A 25,415-nucleotide genomic window follows, 5' to 3' on the forward strand; every position below is an offset into this window, starting at 1 on the left:
TTAGGATATTCTATTGTTTGATCAGTTGAAGGTTGGAGATAACCGCTGCAGGTTCTACATATTTGTATGCTATCTTATCATCATCTTTTACATTCTGCACGCCTTCCAGTAAAATTTTATCCCCTTCTGAAAGACCGCCATCTACAACGTATATGTCGGATAGCCTGTTTTTAATGGTAATGTTCCTGGACTTAACCACGTTGTTTTTATCCACTACAAATACATACACTTTATCCTGCAATTCATAAGTGGCTTTTTGTGGTATCACTAATGCATCCTTTAACGGAACGGTCATTTGTACCTTACCAGTTTCACCATGCTTCAGTAACAATTGTGTATTGGGAAATTTTGCCCTGAACGCAATATTCCCTGTTTCGTTATCAAACTGCCCTTCAACAGTTTCCACCACACCTTTGTATTTATGTGTTTCATTATTGGCCAGTAATAGTGAAACGCTTTTCATATTACTGGTATCGCCCTGTGCTTTATAATCGAGGTATTCTTTTTCAGGCACATTAAAATACGCATACACGCTCTTGTTATCAGATAGTGTTGTCAGTAATGCTCCCTCGTCAATCAGGCTGCCCAGTTTTAATGGTATCCTGTCTATCACGCCATCAAAAGGCGCTTTGATCTCTGTAAGCGACAAATGCAATTTTGCCAGCGCCATGTCTGCTTTTGCCTCATCCAGTTTTGCCTGTGCAATAGCCGATTCAGATTTTGAAACAATGTCTTTATCAGCAAGTGTTTTTGCATTCAGCAGTTCCAGTTCAGCTCCTTTTACCGCAGCCTCTGCTTTTAAATATTCGGCCTGGTACATAGTGGGCACAATCTTAAAAAGCACCTCGCCTGCATGTACATACCTGCCCTCATCCACATTAATACTTTGCAGATACCCTTTTTCCTGTGCCCGTATCTCCACATTACGGACAGATTGTATCTGCGATACATACTCTTTGGTGAAAGAGGTATCAACCCTTAACGGGCTGGTAACAATGTACGTGCCGGGTTCTTCTGTTTCCTTTTTTTTAGAGGAGCAGCCTGTAGTATAAACGAGGCTATAAAGGCCGATCAACAATGCAATTCTCTTCATTGATTTTCAGGTGAATTTTAAAACCACGCAGTCGTCATTCAAATTCTTTTATGATGAACTGTGTTGTTGTTGAATAAGGGTATTATTTTTTATTAGCTGTATTTTAAACATGGTATACTGTGCAAAAGTAATATTGCAGCATGTTATAAATTTGTCGTTAACATCTGTTTTACAAGAGGGAGAATGGGGGTATTCCGGTGCCACTGCGGGAGAAAATTGATGCAGCTGAGAAAATTACAGGTGTTAAAAAATAATTATCAAGCAACGTTATATAACCTGAAAAAAATAAAAAAAATGACATTGCGGGAAACTGACCAATGATAACCGGCAGTATGCCGACCAGCTTTTATTTTTACTTTCTATTATGCCTTAGGTTCAAATACATGATTAGGTATAAACCAGGATACTGATGTGAGTATTAAAAGCATAAATGCAATTTCAGGAAAACCTGTTACAGAGATAATTATTGCAAGAAGATTTAAACCGAGACTGACATATGTTTTTTTATGCCCTTTAAATGTATTGGAAAAAGATGACCCTTTACCATGTAGTTTGCGTAATGCGTTTACAAGTACCAGGTAGACAAGTACACTGAGTGTAAGCAGACCTGCATAAATAGTAACAGTAATAGTTTTAAAAGCGTTTTCGCCCATGGCAGCTGTTGCAAAAGGTACAAATGACAGAATAAACAGGTTAAGCATATTTATCCAAAGTACTTTATTGTTAACTTTTGAAACCGTCTGGAACAGGTGATGATGGCTTGCCCAATTTAAGCCTACAAAAAGAAAACTTACAGCATAGCTGATAAATACAGGCCACATTTTTAAATAACTATCCAAAGCAGGATTCCCGGGCACTTTAAATTCCAGTACCATGATGGTAATTATAATAGCCATCACACCATCTGTAAACGCTTCCATTCTGTTTTTTTCCATACTTATTACCGGGGTTTACTTATGCCTAAGTTTTGATTCTGGTACAAACCAGGTTCTTTTACAATAGTTGAGATGAAGGCGGCGATACTTTTTCTTGAAATGGCGGTACCGGTTTCGGCTTCTCCTTTGTGCGTAATAGCATAATCCACTTCGTTGGCATTGGTAAACCAATCGGGACGAAGAATGGTATAATCCAGCCCGGAGCTTTCGATTACATCGGCCAATTTTCTATACGGCACCAGTACAGTTTTTAAAGGCGTTTGGTAAATACCAATAGAACTTATGGCGATGATCCTTTTAACGCCTGTTTCCTGCATGGCTTTTACAATATTTTTTGCCATTACTTCCAGGTTGCCGGCAAGATTTACATATACAATATCATGACCCGCTACTGCATTTTTTATATCGGTATAGTCCAAAGCATCGCCTTCAATAATGTTGCAGCCTTCTGTTATATTTTTTGAAAGCCTGGCTTTATTTCTTGCAAATAAGGTAAGCGCCGTGTTACCTGATTGTTTTAATGCCTCAATTACATATTGCGCAAGGCTGCCGCCAGCACCAATGATGATCACTCTTTTCATTGTGGGTACTTTTTTTTGAAAAATATTTATTTGGTTTGCGGTGTTTGGTAACGGGCACCTGTAATTGTAATTTTTGAGATATCATCCATTAACTGTTTCAATTCATCTGCAGAGAAGTTATAATCAGCACTCCACAAATTTTCCTGCAGATGAGCCAGTTTTGTTGTACCGGGAATAGGAACCACCCAGGGTTTTTGTGCCAGTAACCATGCCAGGGAAACCTGGGCCGCAGTTAATCCTCTTTCATTTCCAAACCTGGTCAATACATCAATGATCTTCCAGTTTGCTATAACCGCATCGGGTTTATAACGGGGTAATGTTGGGCGGTTATCATTACCCGGAACATATGTGGTACGTTCATTAATATAGCCGGTAAGATAAGCCCTGCAAAGGGGACTGTAGGGCACAAAACCAATTCCCAGTTCTTCACAAACAGGAAAAATATCTGTTAACGGTTCCCTGGACATCAATGACAACTCGGTTTGAATAGCGGTAAGTGGTTGCACTGCATGCGCCTTGCGGATATTTTCCGGGCCGGCTTCACTTAAACCAAAGTGTTTTACTTTTCCCTCCTGTACCAGGTCTTTAACCGTACCGGCAACATCTTCAATGGGCACATCCGGGTCAACCCTGTGCTGGTACAATAAATCTATATGGTCGGTTTGCAATCTTTTTAATGATTGTTCCACTACTTCCCTGATGTGTTTTGGCCGGCTGTTAAATCCACCGGTCATTTTACCATCCTGTATATCAAAACCAAATTTGCTGCACAACGTAATTTTTTTTCTGAAAGGTTTAATTGCTTCGCCTACCAGTTCTTCATTTACTAACGGGCCGTAAGCTTCAGCAGTATCAAAAAGATTTACACCCATGTCATACGCTTTCCTGATAGTGGCGATCATATATTTTCTGCCCGGAATAAAACTCCGGTTCCAGCTCATACCCATGCAACCCAGTCCCATACCATAAGCAACTTCAATACTGTGTTTACCTGAACCCAGGGTACGGGATTTAGTACCGGGCGTATTATTTTTCGTGTTATCTTTTTCATTTGCTGTTGCAAAACTGGCTGCAGGCGAAAGCAGCAATGCGCTGCTTAATACGGCACCTGACTTTAAAAAATTTCTACGATTATGATTTTCCATTGTTGTTTTTTTATTACAGGTGATCCATTATTTACCAACCCTGTTTTGCAAGTGGGCAGGATAACGATCGCCCTGCACATTCGTTAAGGCAAATGCTGCATCTATTGCTTTAATATCACTTACAGAAAGATCAACCAATGCGCCTCCTATGTTTTCTGTTAACCGGTGTAATTTTGTAGTACCCGGAATAGGAACTATCCATGGCTTTTGTGCCAGTAACCAACCCAGTGCAATTTGTGCAGGCGTTGCTTGTTTTTGCAAAGCAATGGCACTTAACAGCTCCACCAGTTTTTGATTGGCCTTCCTGTTTTCCTCAGTAAACCGGGGAACAATGTTCCTGAAATCGCTGGCATCAAACTTTGTATTTTCATTGATGGTACCGGTTAAAAAGCCTTTACCCAAGGGGCTGAAAGGCACGAAGCCAATGCCTAATTCTTCCAATACCGGAATAATTTCTTTTTCAGGCTCCCGCCACCAGATGGAATACTCACTTTGCAAAGCAGTTACGGGTTGCACAGCGTGTGCTTTCCGTATCGAAACAACACCTGCTTCTGAAAGACCAAAGTGTTTTACTTTTCCTTCTGCAATTAAATCTTTTACTGTTCCTGCCACATCTTCCATTGGTACGTTTGCATCTACCCTGTGCTGATAAAATAAATCAATCACATCCGTTTTTAACCGTCGTAATGATTCTTCTGCCACAGCTCTTATACGATCGGGATGGCTATCCTGGCCTTTTTTGGAGTCTCCGTCTTTAAACCCAAACTTGGTGGCTATCACTACCTCTTTACGAAAAGGTGCTACAGCTTCTCCTACCAGTTCTTCATTGGCAGCGCCATATGCTTCGGCAGTATCAAAAAAAGTGATGCCTTGTTCGTATGCTGCCCTGATTAATTTTATAGCTGCTTCCTTGTCGGTTGCTGGGCCGTAACCAAAGTTCAGTCCCATACAACCAAGTCCTAATGCGGATACTTCTAATCCGCTGTTTCCCAATAGTCTCTTTTTCATTGTAAGTATTTTTTATTTTTAACGGATGCCAATGCGGCTATCCTTTATTTTCTATTGCAAAGGTCTGAACAATAATTACAGGAGTTTGTATACCAATTACTGGTTTACTTACCACTATTACTGATGCCGATCTGCTTATTTAAAAACCTCTGCCGGAATGTTTACTTTTGTTACTGTAAAAAAACTGATATGGAAGAAATCGTAAAACTGGACACCATTGCAGCCTATAATCAGATGCGTGGGGTAAAAACATTGCATCCGTTGATTACTGTAATAGACCTGTCGAAGGCTGAACCGATGCCTGCAAAAACATTCAACTTTGGTTTGTATGCCGTGTATTTGAAAGAATTTAAATGCGGTGAGTTGAAGTACGGACGCAATCATTACGATTACCAGGAAGGCACATTGGTGTTTATAGCTCCCGGCCAGGTGGTGGGTGTGCAGCCAAAAGTAAAAACATTTGAACCCGGTGGATGGGCCTTGCTATTTCACCCGGAATTGATAAAAGGCACTGCATTAGGAAAACACATCCAGGAATATTCTTTTTTTTCTTATGCTGTAAACGAAGCTTTACACCTGTCGGAAAAAGAAAGACAGCTTGTACTGGACTGTTTTGGTAAAATTCAATATGAATTAGAACAGTCTATCGACAAGCACAGCAAAACACTGATCGCTTCGAATATAGAATTGTTTCTGAATTATTGCATTCGTTTTTACGACCGCCAGTTTATTACACGTGATAATACACACAAAGGAATCTTAGAAAAATTCGAGGAGTTACTGAATGGTTATTACGCATCTGATCAACCGCAACATGCCGGTTTGCCCTCCGTGGCCTATTGCGCAGATGCCTTGCATTTATCGCCCAATTATTTTGGTGATTTGGTCAAAAAAGAAACCGGGAAATCTGCACAGGAATATATTCAAAACAAAGTGATGGCGATTGCTAAAGAAAGAATTTTTGATACCCATAAATCCATCAGCGAAGTGGCTTACGGTTTAGGCTTTAAATATCCGCAACACTTTACAAGGTTATTTAAACAAAAAGTTGGTATGTCGCCAAATGAGTACAGAACGTTGAATTAGTAAAAATGCTTTTACAAATCCCTGGCAAAAAATAACCTGATTGCCAGTTCTTTTTAAAAAGAGCTCCGTCCAAATGGCAATTCGTTGTTTAACGAATTGCATTACCACCATATTTTTATAAAAGCCGGCAGCATAATGGCCGGCTTTTTTATTGATACCTGTACCACAGAGCGATTTATTTTCGGTGTAACTGTTTTTACAGTAAAGGCTTTAACAAAATTTTTACCTGTGTAGTGTAAGATAGTTTACAGCTACAAAAAAGCAGCCTGTCTAACTTTGTTCTTCCATAAATATTTTAATACAGTACATCATCCGATTATACAAATTACCAGGGATGCAAATTGATTGCAATGAAAAGTGAGATAAATAATGAAAAGATCAAGAGTGTTTATATGCGTAAACATCCTTTATTTATACATCTTAATGAAGATCATTTTAAAATAATATGCCAGAGAGCAAGGATAATTAAACTAACAAAAAAGAATCCGCTTCTGCTGGATGCAGAGCCCGTTAGCAAAATATATTTTCTTGCAAGCGGCACTGCAAAATTGGTAAATTTTAATAGTGTGGGTAATAATGCTGTAAGCGACATACTTGTTGAAGGCGATATATTCGGTGACTTTTCTTTTACCGGTTCTAACAACGATAGTTATGTAACGGGGTTAAGGTCCAATACCTACCTGTTTTATTTTGTGGCGGATGACTTTAAAAAAATGTTGCAACATAATCACCTGTTATCGTTTTACTATGCGGAAATGATCAGCACCAAGCTTCGTCTTTTAGAATCAAGGCATTCAGTATGGACAAATGAAGATGCAAGAATGCGATTACTGTATTTTTTCCAGGGCTGGACGGCATGCGCAGGAAAAAAGGAAAGTGACCGTATCGTTCTGGATAATTATTTCGCTCTTAGTGATATTGCCGAATTCATAGGTGTGTCACGCCAGTTTATGCACGTGATGATCAAAGAATTAAAAGAAGAAGGTTTGCTATATTATACCCGAAAAAAAATAGATGTTACGTATAATTTTTTAAGCCTGGGTACCTTGAAACAAAAAAAAGCAGTATAGCCAATTCGTTTTTTCACTTTTGCATTTATTTTTTTTTCTATAACATACTGTTATGTGTAAACTAATTTACAGAAAGTAAAAATAGGTTTACGTGTTTATTTACTGCAATAGAATTATTGAGTAAACTTGTCTTGCCAAATCATTTACTTGTTGCAAAAATAAAATTCAACCGAAAGGCACTTATAGCCCTGTTGAATTTTTACAACATCTGATGGAAGCATTGCATTGCTAAACCTTAAACTCCAATACATGAAAAAACTCCTATGCACATTCCTATTTTTTTTATGTTTTCCTTTTGTTTACAGCCAGATCCCATCATCCGGAAATATCCTATGGCTGAGAGCCGACAGAAATGTTTTCAATAATAATATGATTACCCACGCCAACCCGGGCGACCTGGTGCAGGTATGGCAGGATCAAAGCGGTAACGGCAATCATTTCAGGCAGGATATCAATAGCCAGCGGCCGCAATTGGTGGCGTACGCCAATTTATTATGCGCACAGCCACTTATACATTTTGATGTAGGCAGAAGAACTTATTTATGCAGCACGCTGAAAGCATCCGGTGCAAAAACAATTTTTATTGTATTTCTTCAACCCTCTATTTCCGGCAACCCGGAAACGCTGCTGTCCATAAAAGGGCTTGCCAATACTTACTCCGAAATATTATGTACTGATGCTCCGGCCTATAGCCCCCTTTCATTTATTGCTGATGTAACTTCAAGTGTATCCGGCGGCGTATTGACCGGCGCCATGGGAGATAACATGACTTTTTTAAGCAGCGGAAATATTTTTACCCTGACTTATAACGGCAGCGTTAATTCATCGCCATCAAGCTATACCGCAAATAACAATACGGTTGCTGCAACAGTAACAACCAGCGGCCCTTTTGGCAGGCTGCCTTATGACAGCACTACTATTGGTGGCAGGGCACCGCAACAGAATTACAGTTTTTTTTCCGGCGATATCGGCGAAATAATTCTTTATAACAGGGTACTTACTGCGGCGGAAATAACACAGGTGGAGCATTACCTTGCTGATAAATTTGGTTTTTTTGGCACCTGCAATGTATTGCATACTGCTACGCTGAATTTTGTATGTAAAGCTGTAAACAATGCCGTTGAGTTAAACTGGAATCCGTACGGTGCCGGAGTAAATGAATATATCATTGAGCGCAGCACTGATGCCTCCCGCTGGGATAGTATCGGTGCAATACAAGATGCGCCAGCCAACACCCGCTACAGTTTTACAGATAATCAGCCTTTCGGGGGAGTTAATTATTACCGGCTTATCATAAAAACCACAGGCGGAAGAATATTGTATAGCAATAGCCTCAGCGCAACTGTTCCGCTTATAACAACTACAGCGTATACTATTCAACCCAATCCTGTAAAAGAGTACATGTATATCCGTTCAGCTACCAGGGAAATGTTACACATTTATTTATTAAATGCCGAAGGCAGGCTGGTAAAAGAAATAAATGCTCTCAGCAATATGCCCATTGCTACCGGCAACTTACCCAGAGGAATTTACTGGGCAACGATCAACGGAAAGAGCGAACAGGTAACGCTGAAATTTTTTAAGCCATAAGATCGCACCTCTCCTATTGCAACTCTTCATACAAATTAACAAACCATAAAATCCAAAACATGACATTTACTTTTTACCGAATTGCGGCAGGCATTGCCATGCTATTTGTTACTATGTTCGTAAACGCAGGCGAAAAAAACAAAAGCAAACAACTTCATCATCCCGGGGCTGTAGAATACAAAAAAGCCATATCACCACTAACCACTCCCTATGGAACCATTTACAGTGCAAATAGCTGGAGTAATACCAACGATTTTATTACTCATGGTAATGTAACGGCAACCCTTAGTGGCAATTATGTAAATATAAGCAGCAGTACTAAAGACGACTGGAACAATACCGTACATATTACCAGTTACCAGACCAAACTGGAGAAGTGGCGTTTTAAATTACGGTTTAAAATAGCAGCCTGGGCCGCAGATTCTTATGGCCTTGGTTTTGGACTTAAATCTGCCAATGCCTTTGTGCAAAACGATGTGATGGGATTTTTGCAAACTACTAATTCGGGCAGCGGCGGATTGTATATAGTAAAATCCGGAAGAACAATTGTTGCCACAGGGCCAACAATAAATTTTGCATTGAATGACACGATAGATCTTGATGGTGAATTTTATGACAGTGTGTTTCATTTTACGGCACATAATATCAGTTCCGGTTCGATGGGATCGGTAAGTTTTACCTACGCTACCAACGGCAGCACTATTGCTGTACCTAATACCAGTAATTTTTCGCTGATGGAATTAGGTGGTACACACCAGGTACAAAATATTGAAATTACCAGCAATGAACCTACAGGTGCTAATTTAGTTACCGTTGGTGACAGTAAAACCATTGGTTATTTTACCAACACTTTTACCGGGCGGTATGCGGCACAACTGAATAATAATTATCCGCCTGCATTGATCAATGCCGGGGGAGCCGACCTTGTTACCAACGTATTGAACCGGCAGGATGAATTGACCAGGCTTTCTGCCAACAAATACCTGCTGAGTATTGGCAGTAACGATATCAGGTTTGGCTCAACCCTTTTACAATTGCAAAGCAATTATGATTCACTCGTAAGAATTTTGCAGGCTACCGGAGCAAAAGTTTACCATATTGTACTACCGGAAGATTATTCAAAACCATTGGGTGTAAATATGCTGGCCTTTAAAGATTGGGTTGCGGCAACCTATCCTGCATACTATATAAACGTTTGGGATAGTATGGCCACAGGTAATGTTTTAAAAGGAATATATGATACCGGCGACGGCGTACATTTAAATCAGCAGGGTAATAACAAAATTTACGAAGCTATTGTTGCAAGTAATAAATTAAACAATGTTACGCTACCTGTTGATGCATTGTTTTTTACCGGCGAACAAACCGGCGGCCACCAGGTTACACTTAACTGGAAAGTAGATCCTGGTCAGCAACCTGCAACTTTTTCATTACTGAAAAGCTTTGATGGTAACAGTTTTGAACAGGTTGCTGTTATTGCAGCACATTCAGCTGTTGCATATACTTACACAGATAATGATTTTACTTCCCCGGTAAGTTATTATAAACTTAAGATAACAGAAAATCCGGGGTTGGTGAGGTACAGCGATATCATTGTGGTTCGTAATGACCGGTATGCTGCAGGCATATCAGGAATGCAAAAAATAGCTGAAAATGAATATGCATTTGTTTATTACACCAACGAAAACAGTACGATCTCCTGGCAGGTTATTGATTTAAACGGAAGAAAGATGAGTGAAGGCAAACAACAATTGTATAAAGGAAGAAATAATATAAAGGTTGCCGTTGCAAACAGCAGCAAAGGTGTTTACTATTTAAATATTGCATTGCCTGGTAAAAATATGCAGGTAGTACTTGCATTCATAAAATAATTACTGCTTACCCTTACTAACCATTAAATATTTTTTATGTGTGCCCAACTAAATATAAACGGCGGACCTCCCGGCCCGCCGTTTATAAAAAAGAACACTTACACTATCAATGAAAAGTTTTTACAACGCCTGGGATTTAAAAAAATTGAAGTTTTATCCGGCCAGAATGAATGGGTGTACCGCTATTATAAACCTTCCAAAGAATGCAATGGTATTGAATTGATATTCATAAAAGATTTTTGCATTTTATCAGTTGAAGAATTCTGGCTTAATCATTCTAATGGTTTTGAACAGGTTTCCAATACCATAGTAGGCAAATTCAGCATTTATTCGGATGAGGACCTGCAGTTTATTTTTTCGAGAAATATCAGGCTGAACTATCTTTTTAATATAGCCGGTAAAAGAGTGTGAGTTGTGTTTTACAACATTAGCATTGAAAAGCTACTTTACAAATCCCCGGTTGCGGATAAAAATTTGTCGTTACACTGACATCAACAGATTTTTAATTAAAATACCTTGCAATTTATTATTATTTTTATCAGCAACAAACCTTATCAGTTTTTCAAATTCTACTGCAATGGCAAAAACTTCCTTATTGGATTTTGAGAAAGATGTAAGCCTTTCTCAATTTACATTTGAAAATTTACAGGAAGGCGTTTTTTGGGTAAATGCCAACGGGGAGATCCTGAATGTAAATAATACCGCCTGTTTAATGACGGGCTATTCCAAAAAAGAATTGCAAAAGATGAGGGTACATGACATTAACCCCTCTGAAATTGTAATGGATTTTCCTAAATTCTGGCAGCGGCTTAAAGAGGAAAAAAAATTCAGGTTTGAGGCGAAGCACAGGCATAAAACCGGCTATTTATATGATGTAGAGATTACGGGTAATTTTATTTCCTATAAAGGCGAAGAATTTACCTGCAGCATTGTACGTGATATACGCAAAAGAAAGCTGGAAGAAGAATTACTGCGTACAGTTTCTGAAGCTACATCCAGCCATGTAGGCTACGATTATTTTAAGGAACTTACAAAATACATTACCCTTACACTGGGCGTTAAATATGCACTGGTAACAGAGTGTGCCAATGAAGCCAGGACAAGGCTACGTACCATTTCCTTTGTAGATAATACCACTCCATTAGAAAATATTGAGTACGACCTGGAGGGCACACCGTGTGAAATTGTAATGCAGGGCAAAGATTATTTCTGTGCCGATGAGTTAGAAAAAACTTTTCCAAAAGAAAAAGGAATGCAGTCGTATGTAGCAGTGCCTATTTACAGTCCTTCGTCCAATGAGGTTGTTGGCCACATTGCGGCGCTGGATGATAAACCGATGAGTGAAAGCCAGAATCAGACCTCTATACTAAAAATATTTGCAGCACGTGCCGGATCTGAAATTGACAGGATAAAAGCGGAGGAACAATTAAAAGTGGCCAATAAAAATTTAGCCACATTACTTGATGAAAGTGAACAACGTTTCAGGGATCTGTTTGAAGAAGCCCCGATTGCTTATGTACATGAAGGCCTGGATTCAAAATTTATTAAAGCCAACAGGGCTGCATTAAGAATTTTAGGCGTGAAGCCGGAGGAAGTACCTTTTACATATGGAAAAACAATGGCGCCCGATACACCCGATGCACAAAAGCGCATGAAGGAAGCATTTGAATCGGTAGGCCGCGGAACTGATACCAGCGGTGTGGTTTTGGAATTGCGTCGTAAAGATAATAACAAACCCATCTGGATACAGTGGTGGAGCAACCCTGATATCGGCGGGCAATTTACCCGGACGATGTTCATTGATATTACAGATAAAGTATTGATGGAACAGGAACAAGCCAGGCTGCAGGCACAAAATCAATACTTACAGGAAGAAATAAAACTGACGTATAATTTTGAAGATATTATCAGTAAGAGCAAGGACTTTCATAAAGTACTACAGCAAATTGAGAAAGTAGCTTCCACAGATGCCACCGTTTTAATTTTAGGTGAAAGCGGCACGGGAAAAGAGTTGCTGGCAAGAGCTGTACATAATATCAGTAACAGGAGCAAAAGGCCGCTGATAAAAATTAACTGTGCCACATTACCTGCTAATTTAATTGAGAGTGAATTATTCGGCCATGAACGTGGTGCATTTACCGGCGCTATGGAAAGAAAGATAGGCCGTTTTGAATTAGCAGATGGCGGAACCATCTTTTTAGATGAGATCGGCGAATTGCCGGTGGAATTGCAAGCCAAATTATTAAGAGTGTTGCAGGAAGGAGAATTTGAAAGATTAGGTAATCCGAAAACAATAAAAGTAAATGTACGATTGATAGCTGCCACCAACCGTAACCTGCAGCAGGCCATTGAGAAAAAAGAATTCAGGGAAGATCTGTTCTATCGCCTGAATGTTTTCCCAATCATATCTCCTCCATTACGTCATCGCAAAGAAGATATTCCTCTGCTGATAAAACATTTTGTAAAAAAATACGAAGGCAAAATGGCGAAGGATATTAAACACATTCCTGATAAAGTTGTTGATGCGCTGATGCAATACGATTGGCCGGGAAATATCCGTGAACTGGAAAATCTTATTGAAAGAGCTTTGATATTAACCAATACCAATACACTGGAATACGGGGATTGGATTCCGGCCGCAAAAACGACAAACTCCAATGGAAAAGCAGTTTTACAAAAAATGGAGGATGTGGAAAAGGAACATATTATCAGCGTACTCAATGATACCAATTGGAAAGTGAGTGGCGAAAAAGGAGCTGCAAAAATACTCGGCCTTAATCCAACCACTTTAGAAGCAAGAATGAAAAAACTGGGCATAGAAAGAGAGAAATAAAATCATTTCATACAACCGGCAACACAGGAAGTAATTTCGGCTGGTGATTTATACAACCTGATTCCTGAAATCCTGTTTATTTTTTTATCCGCTACATATAAAATTATCCAGTCGTCTTGTTGCACAACACGTGCAGTAATAGCAACGGGTTCTGCCACATAATCCTGTACAGCTTCATTCATAGGTTCCCCGTTGGGGCCAACAATTAAATAATAATTCTTTTCTCCTTTTTCGTTCTGTACTTTTAATACAGGAGGGATACCGCCCAAAATGCAACGGATAGCACAATCACGATGCACTTTACCTTCACCGGGCTTCATTACGCCAAAATAACATTTAGGATCAATGATCTCTCCGTTTATGGTTTGTACCCCTAAATCTTTTTGCGCTGTCAGCACAGCAGAGTCAGCAACTGCTCCAATATTTACTACAGGATTTTCATCTTTATTTATTTGCAATAATGTTTTTCCATCGTTGTATAGCAATGTACCTTTTAGCGTAAGTTCTTTATTATTGAAAGCGATATTTTTTTCTTTCTCTGATTCCATAATGGCGGTTGCTGCACCGTGTTTACCATAACCAACTAATGGAATGGTAATATAAGCAGCATTGCCCCAGATATCTTTTCCGGCAACAACTTTTAACATGGGCAAAGGATTGCTTATGTAGATACCCTTTACTTCAGTAAGTGTACCAAATTCAAAATTAGCCGAAGAAAACTTTTTTTGAAATGATGCCAGCAGTAATGCAACAACTACAGCAAGAGGTAAAAGAAATATCAGTACTCTTTTAACCAGTCTTGCAAAAGATGATGGCGCTTCAGGCATCCACCCGATATAAAACTCTGCACTATTCATTATTGATTTATTAATTGTTCACTTATTATAGCTCCGTTTCTCTCTGTTCCTTCTGCAAAAGGTATTGGGTTCAGCCACACTTTTGAACCAATAATTTTAATATCATAAGTACTTACCTTTTCTGTAAATGGCGGAGGCGACTGTCCGTTTTGGGGCAAATACTGATAGCCATGCCAGGGGCAGGTGATACAACCATCAATAATTTTTCCTTCGCCCAGTGGCCCGCCCTGGTGCTTGCACACATTATGCAATGCAAACAATTTATTCTCATGTTTGTATACAGCAATGCGTTCTTTATCAAGACAGAATATTTTTGCTCTTCCCTCTTCAAAATCGTTTACTTCACATACTGGTACAAAGCCTTCTGTTGCGATATCAAATTTTTCATTGTCTTTTTTTATTTCTTTTCTTCCTGCAATGAGGTGCAATGTTATCAGCCACAAGGCTCCTGCACTTACCAGCAATACAAATACAGGGTGTGTCTCGTATTGAATAACGCCCAACATCACATGCATCACAATTAAGAAATAGGCTACATAAACAAACATGTGTAAAGTCTTCCAGACTTTAGGAGAAAGATTGTGCAGCCAGAAATCGTGGCTGGTTATTGCCATTAAAAAGAAAATGAGCAATGCAAAAAATCCCAATGCCTGGAAGGGAAAACCACTTAATGAAAAGAAATTGGTATTGGAAGTAAACAGCGATACCAGCGGATTTACATTACCCAGGGAATGAAATTGAATGATGCTGAATATACCATGCACAGCAGCGATACAAAACATAGTAACGCCTAAATGCCTGCGATTATATAAAAGCGGTAAAAATTTTTTATTGATCCTCGCCAGGGGGCCGATGCTTAAGATAACATGCAATAGTAATACGGCTAAGGTAGATGTAGAGCGTATTAACACGGTCTCAAAAGTATAATCTGGATTTACAAATGCCGTAATTACTATAAATGTGGTGAGATACAGTACACAAAAAATAAAAATAAATCCATCGTATAATTTCTTCTGCCTGTTCCAACCTACAGCTGTATAACCTGCGCTCATGATTTAAAAATTTAGGGTATCTATATTTTGCCGGTGAATAATATCATACAGAAGAAAACTATAGCTGCCCGAACTATCCGCTTTTAACGAAAAATAATAATTACCTTTGCTTGCGGTTCTTCCTATCAGCTCATTGTCATCTTTATTGAGTTGATAAATTAATGAGGATGGCGTTGTTGATTCGTTGAGAATATTGATTTGCAACTGGTAATTTTTTCTATCAGTACTATTTCTGAGGCATGCTGAATAATTTTTTCGTTCCAGCTTTTTTATTTCCACCGGTAAAGCCGCTGCATTATTTTTGCCCGTTAATTTATTCACTACTTCTTTTGGAACTATCATATAAGCGCTGATGATTCCTGCAGGAATCAGTATAGCCAGTAAACTCCATATTTGCAAATGCTTTTTACGTAGCGGTTGTATCATTTATAATTATTTTATTTTTCTCCATTTGTTTAATAATACCGGCCACAACACAATGGTGCCGGGCATTATGATAAGCCGGAATCCCCAACCTGAACCATGTGCAGTAGTATCTACTTTCTGTATGCCTTTGCTCAGGAAGCAAATAGCAAACAAAAATCCGGCAACCAGGTATAGCGCTGCCACCACGAAAATTATTGTTATCAATATTGTCATGCAATTTAATTTTCTATCAGTAATAAACTATTGAACCCATTCAGTCCATCGGGTTGGCGGTAAGGATTATCGATATCTTCCAGCCAAACCTTGTCATCAACAAAAAATTTGTACTGGTAGGTGCCCTTTGGCAGCATCGGAATTTCTATTTTCCACAAACCGTTTTTTGTGGGTTCCATCAGTAACGCATCATGTGCCCAATGATTAAAACTTCCGGCAAGAGAAATGTGTGAAGCGCAGGGGTTTTGAATATAAAACTCGATGGCTTTTTTCCTTTTGTTGATGAATGGTGATGTATGTTGTTTCATAGAAAAAAAATTTTGCAGGGTTTTTATAATTGCTTTTCCCGGATGAATGATGCCATAACCCTGCTGCTCTGCGGGCAAGCTGGGTAATCTTTTTGCAGTACTGAACAAAATGGTACGAATATGCGCTGGCGTAAGGTTAGGATTAATTTCAAGCAATTGTGCTATCACTGCTGTAACTATCGGCGCTGCAAAAGAAGTTCCGTCAACATGCATATAGTGCGGCGAAATATATTTGCATTGCTGTATCCTGTCTGTAATTTGTTGCCTGATAAAAGTTACATCTTTTTTCCCTGTTTCGCTATAACTGATGCCGGCTTTAACACCCAGTGTGCATATCTTTTCCTGCAGCTCCCCGTCGCTGCATTGGTGTAATTCATACAAAGCTGCTGCTGCTTCCCGGGCCGGCGTACCAGGTAAAATGGGGGCTGCTATCCATATTGCATTGGCTATCAATTCCGGCTTGTACAATTCATCGGCTGTTTTGCCATACGAAGAATGGTATAATTTATTTTCGTTGCCGTTTAAACAATTGTTATCATCCCAGCCGCCAACAGCAATAACATTGGGTGCGTTGGCCGGTGGCCTGATGGACGCTTTATCATCATTGCCGGCAGCAGCCACAATGGTAATACCTTTTGCAATTAATTCTTCAGCCAGCAGATCCACTTTGCTGTTTGCCCACATACCTGTTGCGTCATCCCCGAGAGACATATTGACCAGGCGGATATTATATTTCAAATGATTGCTCTTTACCCACTGCAGGGCTTTGGCTATATTCTCTGTGGTTATTTTTCCTTCTTCATTCATCACTTTCAGTAATACAAGCGATGCTTCGCTTGCAATACCCTTGTATAAACCATTGCTTAAATAACCATCACCTGCACACACCACACTCGTCATGGTGCCATGCCAGGATGAATTATGTGGTTGCGAAAAATATTTAGCTGTTGTTTTAGCTGTTGTGATATCCACGATCTTTTTTATCCTGTTCTTATTTTGTACCAGGTCGGGATGTAAATAAAATCCACTATCGATAAAGCAGATAGTAACACCTTTGCCGGAATATTTCGGATTGGTGTTAACCCTTATGGGTGTAGGAAGAATAATAAAATCATCTGCACTTTTTACAGGAAAGTAAGGGCCAATCTCCGGCAACATTTTTTGTTCCAGTAATATCTCCGTGTTAAAATAATCCAGGCATCTGCTACAAATGCCATCCTCATCAGCCCATTCGGGATTGTGTAATTTTATTTTTTCCAGGATGACCTGTTCACTTTCAGTATGAAAACGATAAAGCAATCTATCTACTGCATCATTGCAAAGCGGGCAGATAATTTTTTCATCGACATGCATGTGAGAAATTTTAAGTACAACAAAGAAAATAAAGAGCTGCTATAGCATTTGTCATTCAGGTGACCAGAATAAAAAAAATAATTGACGTCTTCTGAAAGACAAATATTTACCGGTCAACGACGTAGATTTATAGCAATAAAATGGCTTGTTATGATACACAAAAGATTTAACCACACGAGGCATTTAATCTGGAGCGCTTTTATTTTAACCGTATTTACCGGCCATGCCGTTTCACACCGCAGTAAAGAGCTTACCCCATCAGTTCAGGAGGTGATTTCAGAAAAAGAACTTCCGGCCCGGGCGGCTGTAATAAATACCATTGCTATAAAATAAAAAGGGTGCCTTCCGGCACCCCGTCAACAAATATTGACTCAAAGTGATTTTATAAATGATCAAGAATATCCTGCACACTGGCACGCTTCCGGTAGTCGGCATCAAAATATTTATAGGTTATTACACCTTCCTTATTAATTATATAAACAGCGGGAACCGGTAAGTTAGCACCGTTGGCTCCATTCACTTCAGCAAAATCAATTCCATAGCCCTTGTATTTTTCAACTGTTTTATCATCTACCGTAAATGCCACATCATAGCTCTTCATTATTTTTAATCCATCATCAAATAAGATAGGATAAGAAGCTTTTGTCTTCGCTATTGTCTTACTGATATTCTCCTGCTTTTCCGGGGTTACTGCAATAAGCGTTGCGCCTTTGGCTGTAATTAACGACAGCGAATCTTCCAGTCCTTTTAATTGCTTATTGCAAAAAGGACACCACTGGCCACGATAAAATATCAGTACCACAGCGCCTGATTTTAATTGTTCTTTCAGGCTCACTGTTTTTCCTGCCTGGTTCTTTGCAGAAAATACAGGCGCTTTGTCGTTTACATTTAATCCTTTAGGTTTATCCTGTGCATTTGAGGTAAAGGCTGCAATGAATAAGCCAATGGTTAACATGAGTTGCTTCATAAAATTTTAATTAAAGTTAGTGATGGGTTTAGTGGAGTTATAACTCCGTTATTAAAAATTGATTTTGTAATCCAGTGAGGCTACTACAGATCGGGTTAAACCATCCGGCCTGTTGGTGCGTACAACAAAAGGACTCCCGATGCCAAGTTCAAATCCGCTTTTGGCGTTTAGTTTATAGCCGGCAAATACTACAGCATTAAGCGTAAGGCCACTTGATTCCGGAATTTCCTTTCTTATATTCGCTGCATCCAGGTACGTATCGTTAGCCTCATGATAAATAGATAACAGCCCCGGACGAACAGAAAATTTTTTATTATTGAGTTTAATATTATAAGAGAGACGCAAGAGCACATCACCTTTTCGTACAAATTTATTAGTAGGTAAATATTTTGCTGCCAGTGTATTTAAAGGATAATCTGACGGCAGAAAACGATTGCTGTTTGTTGGTTTTAATGGTTGTTGCACGGCAATGGTGGCACCAAAAGATTTTTTACTAAAGTTTACACCCAATACCAAATCTGTAGTGCCTAAGCTGGTTTGGTATGGCATAGGAAGATAAATACCATTCTTAATGATGTTGCCATCATCCAAAGGAATTTTCAGACCCACTATAAAGGATTTTTGCCATTTCTTTTTGATATCAAATGCATGGTTAACAGAAAGAAACAGATCACCAGGCCCTGAGGTATTAGCTAACTCTCCGCCCACTGCAGAAAAATTTAATTTCCCGGTAACAGAAGTTTGTATACCTAGTCTCCGGGTATATTCAACCGAAGTGGTATAATCATTCGTTTTTCTTTCTCCCTTGCCAAAAGAAAATCCAACTGTTACCTCGTTCTTTGTTTTATCAGTGCTTTCTCCTTCGGTATTATTTTTTATTGCATGAATGGTACAAACACCGGCATCACTGCAGCCCTGTGCATTAACGTCGTTGAAACTGCAAACAAATACGGCTATACTGAACAGGGTAATAATTTTTCTCATGCTGCGATTTTATTTTTGATATACAAAATTTTAAGCGGTATAGTTTTATTGAACTATTTCTTTTACCAGCATGGCATGGCCATCGGGGTCTTTTACGATAAATGATCTGGTATTTTTTCCATTTTCATCATTCAGTACCAGCTCATTTGATACAAATGTATAATTGGAAGCCTTTAATGTATTGTAGAGTGCTGCAGCATCCTTAGTGAGTAAAGTAGTTTGCCAGAACCATATGTCATCTGCCCTGGTATCAGCAGGGTATACTTTACCCGGACCGGGTTTAAGGTATTGTAAAAATTCAATGCCGGGGCCATTAGTTGTTCTAAAACCTGTAATGTGCAGGCTTGCACCCTCTACATTATTCAAATGTTCCTGTTCCGTTCCAAAATTCCAGCTATCCCCTTTTCTTTCAATACCTAAAATGCCTGCGTAGAATTTCTGGCTGCTTTCGGTACTACTAACACCAATAGCCGTGTGATCGATTCCTAAAAATATTTTGCCCCCGGAGTTTTGCCATTTAGGATCGCCTTTACCTTTAGGAAAACAGATGAGCTCTAGATTATGATTGTCTGCATCATGAAAATAAAATGCTTTTATTCCTGCCGCAGCAACATTAGTAACCGGCAGCGTTTGCGGTGCAGTAGATACAAACTCCACATTATGTTTTTTCAATTGTTCAAATGCTTTATCCATATCGCTTACCACAATAGCCATGTGCTGAAAAAAAAGATCATTGCTTTTCTGGTCTTCAGGAATACTCCTGCCTCCTGCGGTTAAATAGTCAGTTAACTCAATGTACTCATCGCCCAGTTGCAGCCTTGCCACACGAACATGTAACCCAAAGATGCCTTCTAATTTTTCGTAGGCAGTACCAGAGTATTCATGCTCAGCTATTTTTTTAAACCCCAATACTGCTTCATAAAATTTTTCAGCACGGGTTAAATCTTTTACCGTAATACCAATAGCATCTACTTTGTTTACCTGCGCAAACAAATAATTATTACCAGACAAAACAAATATGCTAATAAGTAAAATCCTTAAATATTTTTTCATCATTTCTTTTTTTTAAATCCAGGTTTTTATGAACGATCTTTAACCGGCATTTTCTTTTTACTGATTGAATGCTGACAAAACATTCTGCTGCCACAAGCATACCGGCAAAAGGAATAAGCAGGTATATCCAGAAGGCGGTGTAGATACCGGAAGGAAAAGCAGACGCAAAACTTCTTGCCGGATTCATACCAAAGCCGCTGATGGGGCCTGCAAAAATCACATAGCAACAAACAAGACATGCAGCAAATTTGCGGGTATGTTTTTTTAATCGCTTGCTGGCTGATGTAAATAATACCATTGAGATCATTATAAAAGCAATAAAAAATTCGGTGATGGCTGCATTGATGGTACCTGCTTTTCCGGGAACTGTTACCGCACTGTTTACGGGTGACCCGGTAAGTATTTTGCCCATCAGCCACTGCATTACAAATACTGCCGCAGTGCCGCCAATAAATTGAAAGAGTATGTAGAAAGCAGCATTTTCCCTGCTTATTTTTCCCAATCGCAAAAAAGTAATGGTAACGGCAGGATTAATATGGGCACCACTTGGTGCAGTAAACGGCGAGTAAAAAATAAAGAGTGCCGTCAACCCCATCATTGGTCCCATCAGTAAATTTCGCATCATGTCATCCCGAAACAAATGGTACCAGGAACTATAGGGAGAGAATAACAAAGCACTAAAAAAACAAGCGGATACCATGAAGATGGCGAGGCCAAGGGCTTCCATCAGGTACAGTCTCCAATTGTTTTTAAATGTTGCTAACATGATACAAAGAGAAATCAAAGCAAAAAAAAATGCTGTCGTATAGTTGACGAAAAAAGGCAATTAACTTATGCTGCGTTTACTTTGATGTATATGTTTTAGTTCTCTTTCTAAAAAATAATTTAGTATGGTTCGTATGGTTGCAATAGCAGCCAGTTTTCCAATATCGTTCCAGCTTGGTGCCACAGCAGTTGCCAGTACATCTCCGCCCAATAAAAGTTCTAATGCTACTGCTACTGAGCTGCCGAATTTTACACGGGCTTCTTCTGCAGTAATTATCTTTTTCTCTTTGATTGTTGATTTAAAATAATCAATTATAAGTTGCAATAAGGCGGTAGCAATAACCAATGCCGAAATGATCTCGAGTGTATGGCTGATATCAGTTGTAATTATTTTTGCTATTTCTTCCATCTTCTGATTTTAATTTAAAAAAGGCGACAGCTCCCTGTCGCCTTCAACTCAAAACCGCACCTATAAGAAAACCGGATTTTACATTGTTACTACAACAGCTGTTTTTTTCTTCGCTGTTTCATTTCCCAATACCTTATCAGCAATATGTTCTCCTACACGCAATGCATTGGCTGCAATGGTTAGTGCAGGATTAAATGCGCCGCAACTGGGAAAAAAGCTTGCATCCACCACGTATACATTTTCCAGGTCGTGTGTTTTGCAATTCAGGTCAAGTACTGATTGTGAAGGATCATTGCCAAAACGTAATGTGCCATTCTGGTGACTCATACCACTTACATCTAAATCGTAACCACCCCACTGTACATCTTTATAATCGGCATCAATTTCTCCCAATTGCACGAACACCTGTTTTAGTTTCTCTTTTAATTTTTCGTAAGCGGTGTAATTGGTCCTGGTGTAGTTAACTTTAATGGCACCATCTTCACAAAGCGTAACCCTGTTATCCGGTGACGGCAGGTCTTCAGCCGTCAACCAGAAATCGATTGTCATTGCTTTCAGTTCGTCATAAGTTTTGCCGGGTGCAATTTTTTCGGCCATCCACAAAATCGTATCCGCATCATTGCGCCCCATCAGCTGAATTTCTCCCAACGGAAAAGTACTGTCATTGGCGCCATGATAAAAATCTGCCAGCCCCAGGCTTTTTTGAAATACACAATCATTTTTCTTTTTAGTAAAGGCCACCAAACATCCATTGTGGTGCAACATTAAATTTCGTCCAACCTGACCGGAAGAATTGGCAAGCCCGTAAGGATGTTTATCATTGGCACTGCGTAAGAACAAAGCTGCACTGTTTACTGCACCACATGCAACAATAATGATATCCGCACTGAGTATCTTTTCTTCGCCTTCAATTATTGCAGCAACAGCTATTACTTTTTTCCCGCTTTTATCGGTGATGAGTTTTTCAACATAGGCATGTGTTACCAATGTTACAGTATCATTCATCAATGCACTGTTTAAAGCGGATGATTGTGCATCAGCTTTGGAATCTGTGGGGTCGGGAAAGCCATCAAAATTTTCCAATACTACCGGTGATGCATTTTTATTATGATCCTGCGGAAGGTTTATACCCATTGGTAACGGAAAAGGTTGTAACCCTATCTGTACCAGTTTATTCTCCAGGTCTTTTATCAAAGGCTCGTAAGGTAAAGGCGGCAAGGGATATGGCATGGATGTTTTGGGTTCACTGGGATCAATACCACGTTTTCCATGAACATGATACATTTTTTCGGCTATATCATAATAAGGTGCCAGTGTTTCGTAACCAAACGGCCAGGCAGGGCTTGTGCCGCCATAATGTTCTACTGCTGCAAAATCACTTTCCCTGAAACGAAACATGGCGGCACCGTACACTTTGCTGTTACCGCCGACATTATAATGTATAAATGGCAAAAACGGTTTATCATCTTTATCGTACCAGTTTTCCTTTGGCCGGTACCGGCCGTTTACCACCACTTCTTTTGCATCCCAGTTTTCTTTTTCTTTCGGAATAAATCCACCTCTTTCCAGTATCAAAATTTTCCTGCCGGTTTCTGACAGTTTTTTTGCAATAGTACTGCCACCACTGCCGGTGCCGATGATAATGATGTCGTAGTAGTTGTTGTTCATAAAAATAATTTCATTACAAAATGAAACATTTGGCTACATATTCCATGTCATATACATGACCAATCAATAAAGAAAGCCGCCTCATAAAAAAAACTGTAATTGTCTGCAATCTTACAAATGACCATGCCGGGATAGTATAGTTTTATAAATAAAAAAAATGAAAAAGATCATCGGCCTTAATATCCTTGCTTTACTATTGATAACTCAAATTGCAATTGGCCAGGATGAAGCAGCAAAAAGAGCTGCGGCTATTGAATTATTTAAAACAAGTGTTGTAAACAAACCCCTGGCTGATTTTAAATTTACCAGTATAGATAAACAGGCATTAGAACTAAAAAAATTAAAAGGCAAAATTATAGTGATCAATTTTTGGTTTACTTACTGTGGCCCCTGTATTAAAGAAATGCCTTTTTTAACTGAGCTTGTTGCTGCCAATAAAGAAAACCCTGTTGTATTTATAGCCCCTGCACCGGAAAATGAAAAGCAGATCAGGAAATTTTTACAAAAAAATACTTTCACCTACCAGCTAATTCCTTCTTCGCTGGATTATATTAAGACGATGCACATCGAAAATTTCCCTACTCATCTGATCGCAGATAAAGACGGTATCATACGTCAGGTATTTATTGGCTATACCGATGATATTAAAATGAAACTGCAGGAAGCGATTGACCAATTACTGAAGTAGAGATATTACAAGCCAACATAATAATACGGCACATGAATCATGTGCCTTTTTTTTACAGAAAAAATTATCCATTAAGGGGCGTTCATCATCCATTCTTTACGGAACATTGCCGGTGCATCTTTGCATTGTCAATAACGACATCAAATTTAAAATATAAAAAATGAAAAAGTTCACAGTTCCCGCAAGAGATGAAGTAGCACCAGCCAACCAGGCCATTTTCGATAACCTTACCAAAGCGCTTGGCTTTGTCCCAAACCTTTATGCCACTATCGCATACTCTGATAACGGATTGACCAGGTATCTTGCCTATCAAAATGCCAAAACCACTTTAAGCAACAAAGAAAAAGAAGCAGTTAATTTAGTAGTTAGCCAGGTAAACAATTGTATTTACTGCCAAAGCGCACATATTGTGATCGGTAAAATGAATGGCTTTACTGACGAACAATTGCTGGATATCCGCAATGCAAAATCAGAAAACCCTAAATTAAATGCACTGGTTAAACTGGCTGCCGATATTACAAAAAACCGTGGTAATGCAGACGCCGCATTGGTAGATGATTTTTATGCACAGGGCTACACTAATGAAAACCTGGTGGATCTGATTTTACAGGTGAGTGATAAAACTGCCATGAACTATTTACATAACCTTACAAAAGTGCCGGTTGATTTTCCTTTGGCGCCGGCCCTGGAATCCAGCTTTGCAGCAAGCAATAATTAAATAGGAAAGTGAGAGAACCGGCACGGGGGAAAATTGTCCATCCTTTTGTGCCGATTCTCCATTACCATAACTGCGATTTATTTTCAACTTTACATATTCAAACGATTTTATCATGGAACAAAAATTCCCTCTTCCTCCGTTTACGATGGAAACCGCATTACAAAAAGTACAATTGGCTGAAGATGCCTGGAACAGTAAAGACCCTGAAAGGATTTGCCTGGCTTATACCATTGATACCGAGTGGCGCAACCGCACCGATTTTATAAACGGCCGTGAAGCTGTAAAGCAATTTTTAAAAGGCAAGTGGGAAAAAGAATTGAACTATAAATTAAAAAAAGAATTGTGGGGCTTTCGTGAAAACCGTATGGCAGTAAGGTTTGAGTATGAGTATCAAAATGCCGAAGGACAATGGTTCAGAGCCTATGGAAATGAAAACTGGGAATTTGATAACAATGGTTTAATGAGAAAAAGATATGCCAGCATTAATGATTTACCCATCAAAGAATCGGATAGAAGATTATAAAATAAATAAAATTGTTATGGAAAAGAATACAACGAAAGATAAAGCATTAAAAGAAAACACAGTTTCAGTTCCCGAGTCAACTAAGGGTAATAAGCAACCCGACGCAGACGATATTGTTTTGTATGACGAATGCGGGGATACCCTCTGGGACAGGGTTTTAAGGCAGGAAGAAAGCAAGGTAAAAATTATTGCTATACCCAATGCCTGAATAATTAAATT

At 39.2% G+C, this 25,415-nt stretch carries 27 protein-coding genes; 11 read left to right on the forward strand and 16 right to left on the reverse strand.

The window, feature by feature from the left end; genetic code table 11:
- Positions 1-10 precede the first annotated feature (10 nt).
- The 5 genes from ACYVM0_RS08945 to ACYVM0_RS08965 form a co-directional block, all read right to left on the reverse strand.
- On the reverse strand, positions 11-1,093 hold the full coding sequence (locus tag ACYVM0_RS08945) for an efflux RND transporter periplasmic adaptor subunit (RefSeq protein ID WP_460555639.1): 1,083 nt from the start codon (positions 1,091-1,093) through the stop codon (positions 11-13).
- 362 nt (positions 1,094-1,455) lie between these two features.
- Positions 1,456-2,028 carry a TMEM175 family protein gene (locus ACYVM0_RS08950; RefSeq protein WP_460555642.1) on the reverse strand — a complete coding sequence of 191 codons (573 nt, stop codon included), beginning with the start codon at positions 2,026-2,028 and terminating at the stop codon, positions 1,456-1,458.
- Positions 2,029-2,033: 5 nt separating this feature from the next.
- The gene (locus ACYVM0_RS08955; RefSeq protein WP_460555645.1) at positions 2,034-2,609 is read right to left on the reverse strand and encodes a Rossmann-fold NAD(P)-binding domain-containing protein; all 576 of its coding nucleotides are present in this window, start codon (positions 2,607-2,609) and stop codon (positions 2,034-2,036) included.
- 26 nt (positions 2,610-2,635) lie between these two features.
- A complete protein-coding gene (locus tag ACYVM0_RS08960) occupies positions 2,636-3,754 on the reverse strand; it encodes an aldo/keto reductase (protein ID WP_460555648.1) in 1,119 nt (372 codons plus the stop codon).
- Positions 3,755-3,781: 27 nt separating this feature from the next.
- A complete protein-coding gene (locus ACYVM0_RS08965) occupies positions 3,782-4,762 on the reverse strand; it encodes an aldo/keto reductase (RefSeq protein WP_460555651.1) in 981 nt (326 codons plus the stop codon).
- 189 nt (positions 4,763-4,951) lie between these two features.
- Between ACYVM0_RS08965 and ACYVM0_RS08970 the strand changes: the two genes are divergently transcribed.
- From ACYVM0_RS08970 to ACYVM0_RS08995, 6 genes are all read left to right on the forward strand, one after another.
- Positions 4,952-5,848 carry a helix-turn-helix domain-containing protein gene (locus tag ACYVM0_RS08970; RefSeq protein WP_460555654.1) on the forward strand — a complete coding sequence of 299 codons (897 nt, stop codon included), beginning with the start codon at positions 4,952-4,954 and terminating at the stop codon, positions 5,846-5,848.
- A gap of 350 nt (positions 5,849-6,198) precedes the next feature.
- The gene (locus tag ACYVM0_RS08975) at positions 6,199-6,918 is read left to right on the forward strand and encodes a Crp/Fnr family transcriptional regulator (protein ID WP_460555657.1); all 720 of its coding nucleotides are present in this window, start codon (positions 6,199-6,201) and stop codon (positions 6,916-6,918) included.
- A gap of 249 nt (positions 6,919-7,167) precedes the next feature.
- Complete coding sequence (locus ACYVM0_RS08980) at positions 7,168-8,508, forward strand: T9SS type A sorting domain-containing protein (protein WP_460555660.1); 1,341 nt, start codon at positions 7,168-7,170, stop codon at positions 8,506-8,508.
- A 59-nt stretch (positions 8,509-8,567) separates the two neighbouring features.
- Entirely contained in the window at positions 8,568-10,379 is a 1,812-nt protein-coding gene (locus ACYVM0_RS08985; protein WP_460555663.1) for an SGNH/GDSL hydrolase family protein, read from the forward strand.
- 36 nt (positions 10,380-10,415) lie between these two features.
- A complete protein-coding gene (locus ACYVM0_RS08990) occupies positions 10,416-10,790 on the forward strand; it encodes a hypothetical protein (protein WP_460555666.1) in 375 nt (124 codons plus the stop codon).
- A 166-nt stretch (positions 10,791-10,956) separates the two neighbouring features.
- On the forward strand, positions 10,957-13,212 hold the full coding sequence (locus tag ACYVM0_RS08995) for a sigma-54 interaction domain-containing protein (RefSeq protein ID WP_460555669.1): 2,256 nt from the start codon (positions 10,957-10,959) through the stop codon (positions 13,210-13,212).
- Positions 13,213-13,214: 2 nt separating this feature from the next.
- Here the strand turns inward: ACYVM0_RS08995 and ACYVM0_RS09000 are convergent, their stop codons facing one another.
- Genes ACYVM0_RS09000 through ACYVM0_RS09020 form a run of 5 tightly spaced genes read right to left on the reverse strand, consistent with a single transcriptional unit; the run spans position 13,215 to position 17,421 of the window.
- A complete protein-coding gene (locus ACYVM0_RS09000; RefSeq protein WP_460555672.1) occupies positions 13,215-14,069 on the reverse strand; it encodes a hypothetical protein in 855 nt (284 codons plus the stop codon).
- A complete protein-coding gene (locus ACYVM0_RS09005; protein WP_460555675.1) occupies positions 14,069-15,121 on the reverse strand; it encodes a Rieske 2Fe-2S domain-containing protein in 1,053 nt (350 codons plus the stop codon). Before ACYVM0_RS09005 ends, ACYVM0_RS09000 begins: the two co-directional genes overlap by 1 nt.
- 3 nt (positions 15,122-15,124) lie before the next feature.
- The gene (locus tag ACYVM0_RS09010) at positions 15,125-15,547 is read right to left on the reverse strand and encodes a hypothetical protein (protein WP_460555677.1); all 423 of its coding nucleotides are present in this window, start codon (positions 15,545-15,547) and stop codon (positions 15,125-15,127) included.
- A gap of 6 nt (positions 15,548-15,553) precedes the next feature.
- Positions 15,554-15,760: a hypothetical protein gene (locus ACYVM0_RS09015; RefSeq protein WP_460555680.1), complete on the reverse strand. Its 207-nt coding sequence runs from the start codon at positions 15,758-15,760 to the stop codon at positions 15,554-15,556.
- A 5-nt stretch (positions 15,761-15,765) separates the two neighbouring features.
- On the reverse strand, positions 15,766-17,421 hold the full coding sequence (locus tag ACYVM0_RS09020; RefSeq protein WP_460555683.1) for a S8 family serine peptidase: 1,656 nt from the start codon (positions 17,419-17,421) through the stop codon (positions 15,766-15,768).
- Between the two features lie 150 nt (positions 17,422-17,571).
- Here ACYVM0_RS09020 and ACYVM0_RS09025 point away from each other — a divergent pair, with 150 nt between their 5' ends.
- Complete coding sequence (locus tag ACYVM0_RS09025; protein WP_460555686.1) at positions 17,572-17,754, forward strand: hypothetical protein; 183 nt, start codon at positions 17,572-17,574, stop codon at positions 17,752-17,754.
- A gap of 49 nt (positions 17,755-17,803) precedes the next feature.
- Here ACYVM0_RS09025 and ACYVM0_RS09030 read toward each other — a convergent pair whose 3' ends face one another.
- The 6 genes from ACYVM0_RS09030 to ACYVM0_RS09055 all read right to left on the reverse strand — a co-directional run bounded on the left by ACYVM0_RS09030 (position 17,804) and on the right by ACYVM0_RS09055 (position 23,267).
- The gene (locus ACYVM0_RS09030) at positions 17,804-18,388 is read right to left on the reverse strand and encodes a peroxiredoxin-like family protein (protein WP_460555689.1); all 585 of its coding nucleotides are present in this window, start codon (positions 18,386-18,388) and stop codon (positions 17,804-17,806) included.
- Positions 18,389-18,439: 51 nt separating this feature from the next.
- On the reverse strand, positions 18,440-19,372 hold the full coding sequence (locus ACYVM0_RS09035; protein ID WP_460555692.1) for a hypothetical protein: 933 nt from the start codon (positions 19,370-19,372) through the stop codon (positions 18,440-18,442).
- A 45-nt stretch (positions 19,373-19,417) separates the two neighbouring features.
- Positions 19,418-20,428, reverse strand: a complete 1,011-nt coding sequence (locus tag ACYVM0_RS09040) for a VOC family protein (RefSeq protein ID WP_460555695.1) — start codon at positions 20,426-20,428, stop codon at positions 19,418-19,420.
- Positions 20,394-21,191 (reverse strand): aquaporin, encoded by a 798-nt coding sequence (locus ACYVM0_RS09045; protein ID WP_460555698.1) that lies wholly within the window; start codon positions 21,189-21,191, stop codon positions 20,394-20,396. Before ACYVM0_RS09045 ends, ACYVM0_RS09040 begins: the two co-directional genes overlap by 35 nt.
- A gap of 60 nt (positions 21,192-21,251) precedes the next feature.
- Positions 21,252-21,599, reverse strand: coding sequence for a DUF1622 domain-containing protein (locus tag ACYVM0_RS09050; protein ID WP_460555701.1), 348 nt, complete (start codon positions 21,597-21,599; stop codon positions 21,252-21,254).
- Between the two features lie 78 nt (positions 21,600-21,677).
- Entirely contained in the window at positions 21,678-23,267 is a 1,590-nt protein-coding gene (locus tag ACYVM0_RS09055) for a GMC family oxidoreductase (protein WP_460555704.1), read from the reverse strand.
- A gap of 157 nt (positions 23,268-23,424) precedes the next feature.
- Between ACYVM0_RS09055 and ACYVM0_RS09060 the strand changes: the two genes are divergently transcribed.
- The 4 genes from ACYVM0_RS09060 to ACYVM0_RS09075 all read left to right on the forward strand — a co-directional run bounded on the left by ACYVM0_RS09060 (position 23,425) and on the right by ACYVM0_RS09075 (position 25,404).
- Positions 23,425-23,955, forward strand: coding sequence for a TlpA family protein disulfide reductase (locus tag ACYVM0_RS09060; protein ID WP_460555707.1), 531 nt, complete (start codon positions 23,425-23,427; stop codon positions 23,953-23,955).
- Between the two features lie 160 nt (positions 23,956-24,115).
- Entirely contained in the window at positions 24,116-24,673 is a 558-nt protein-coding gene (locus ACYVM0_RS09065) for a carboxymuconolactone decarboxylase family protein (RefSeq protein ID WP_460555710.1), read from the forward strand.
- Between the two features lie 112 nt (positions 24,674-24,785).
- On the forward strand, positions 24,786-25,196 hold the full coding sequence (locus tag ACYVM0_RS09070; protein ID WP_460555713.1) for a DUF1348 family protein: 411 nt from the start codon (positions 24,786-24,788) through the stop codon (positions 25,194-25,196).
- Positions 25,197-25,212: 16 nt separating this feature from the next.
- Entirely contained in the window at positions 25,213-25,404 is a 192-nt protein-coding gene (locus tag ACYVM0_RS09075) for a hypothetical protein (protein ID WP_460555716.1), read from the forward strand.
- The last annotated feature ends 11 nt before the right edge of the window (positions 25,405-25,415 follow it).

Source organism: Ferruginibacter profundus (assembly GCF_054783275.1).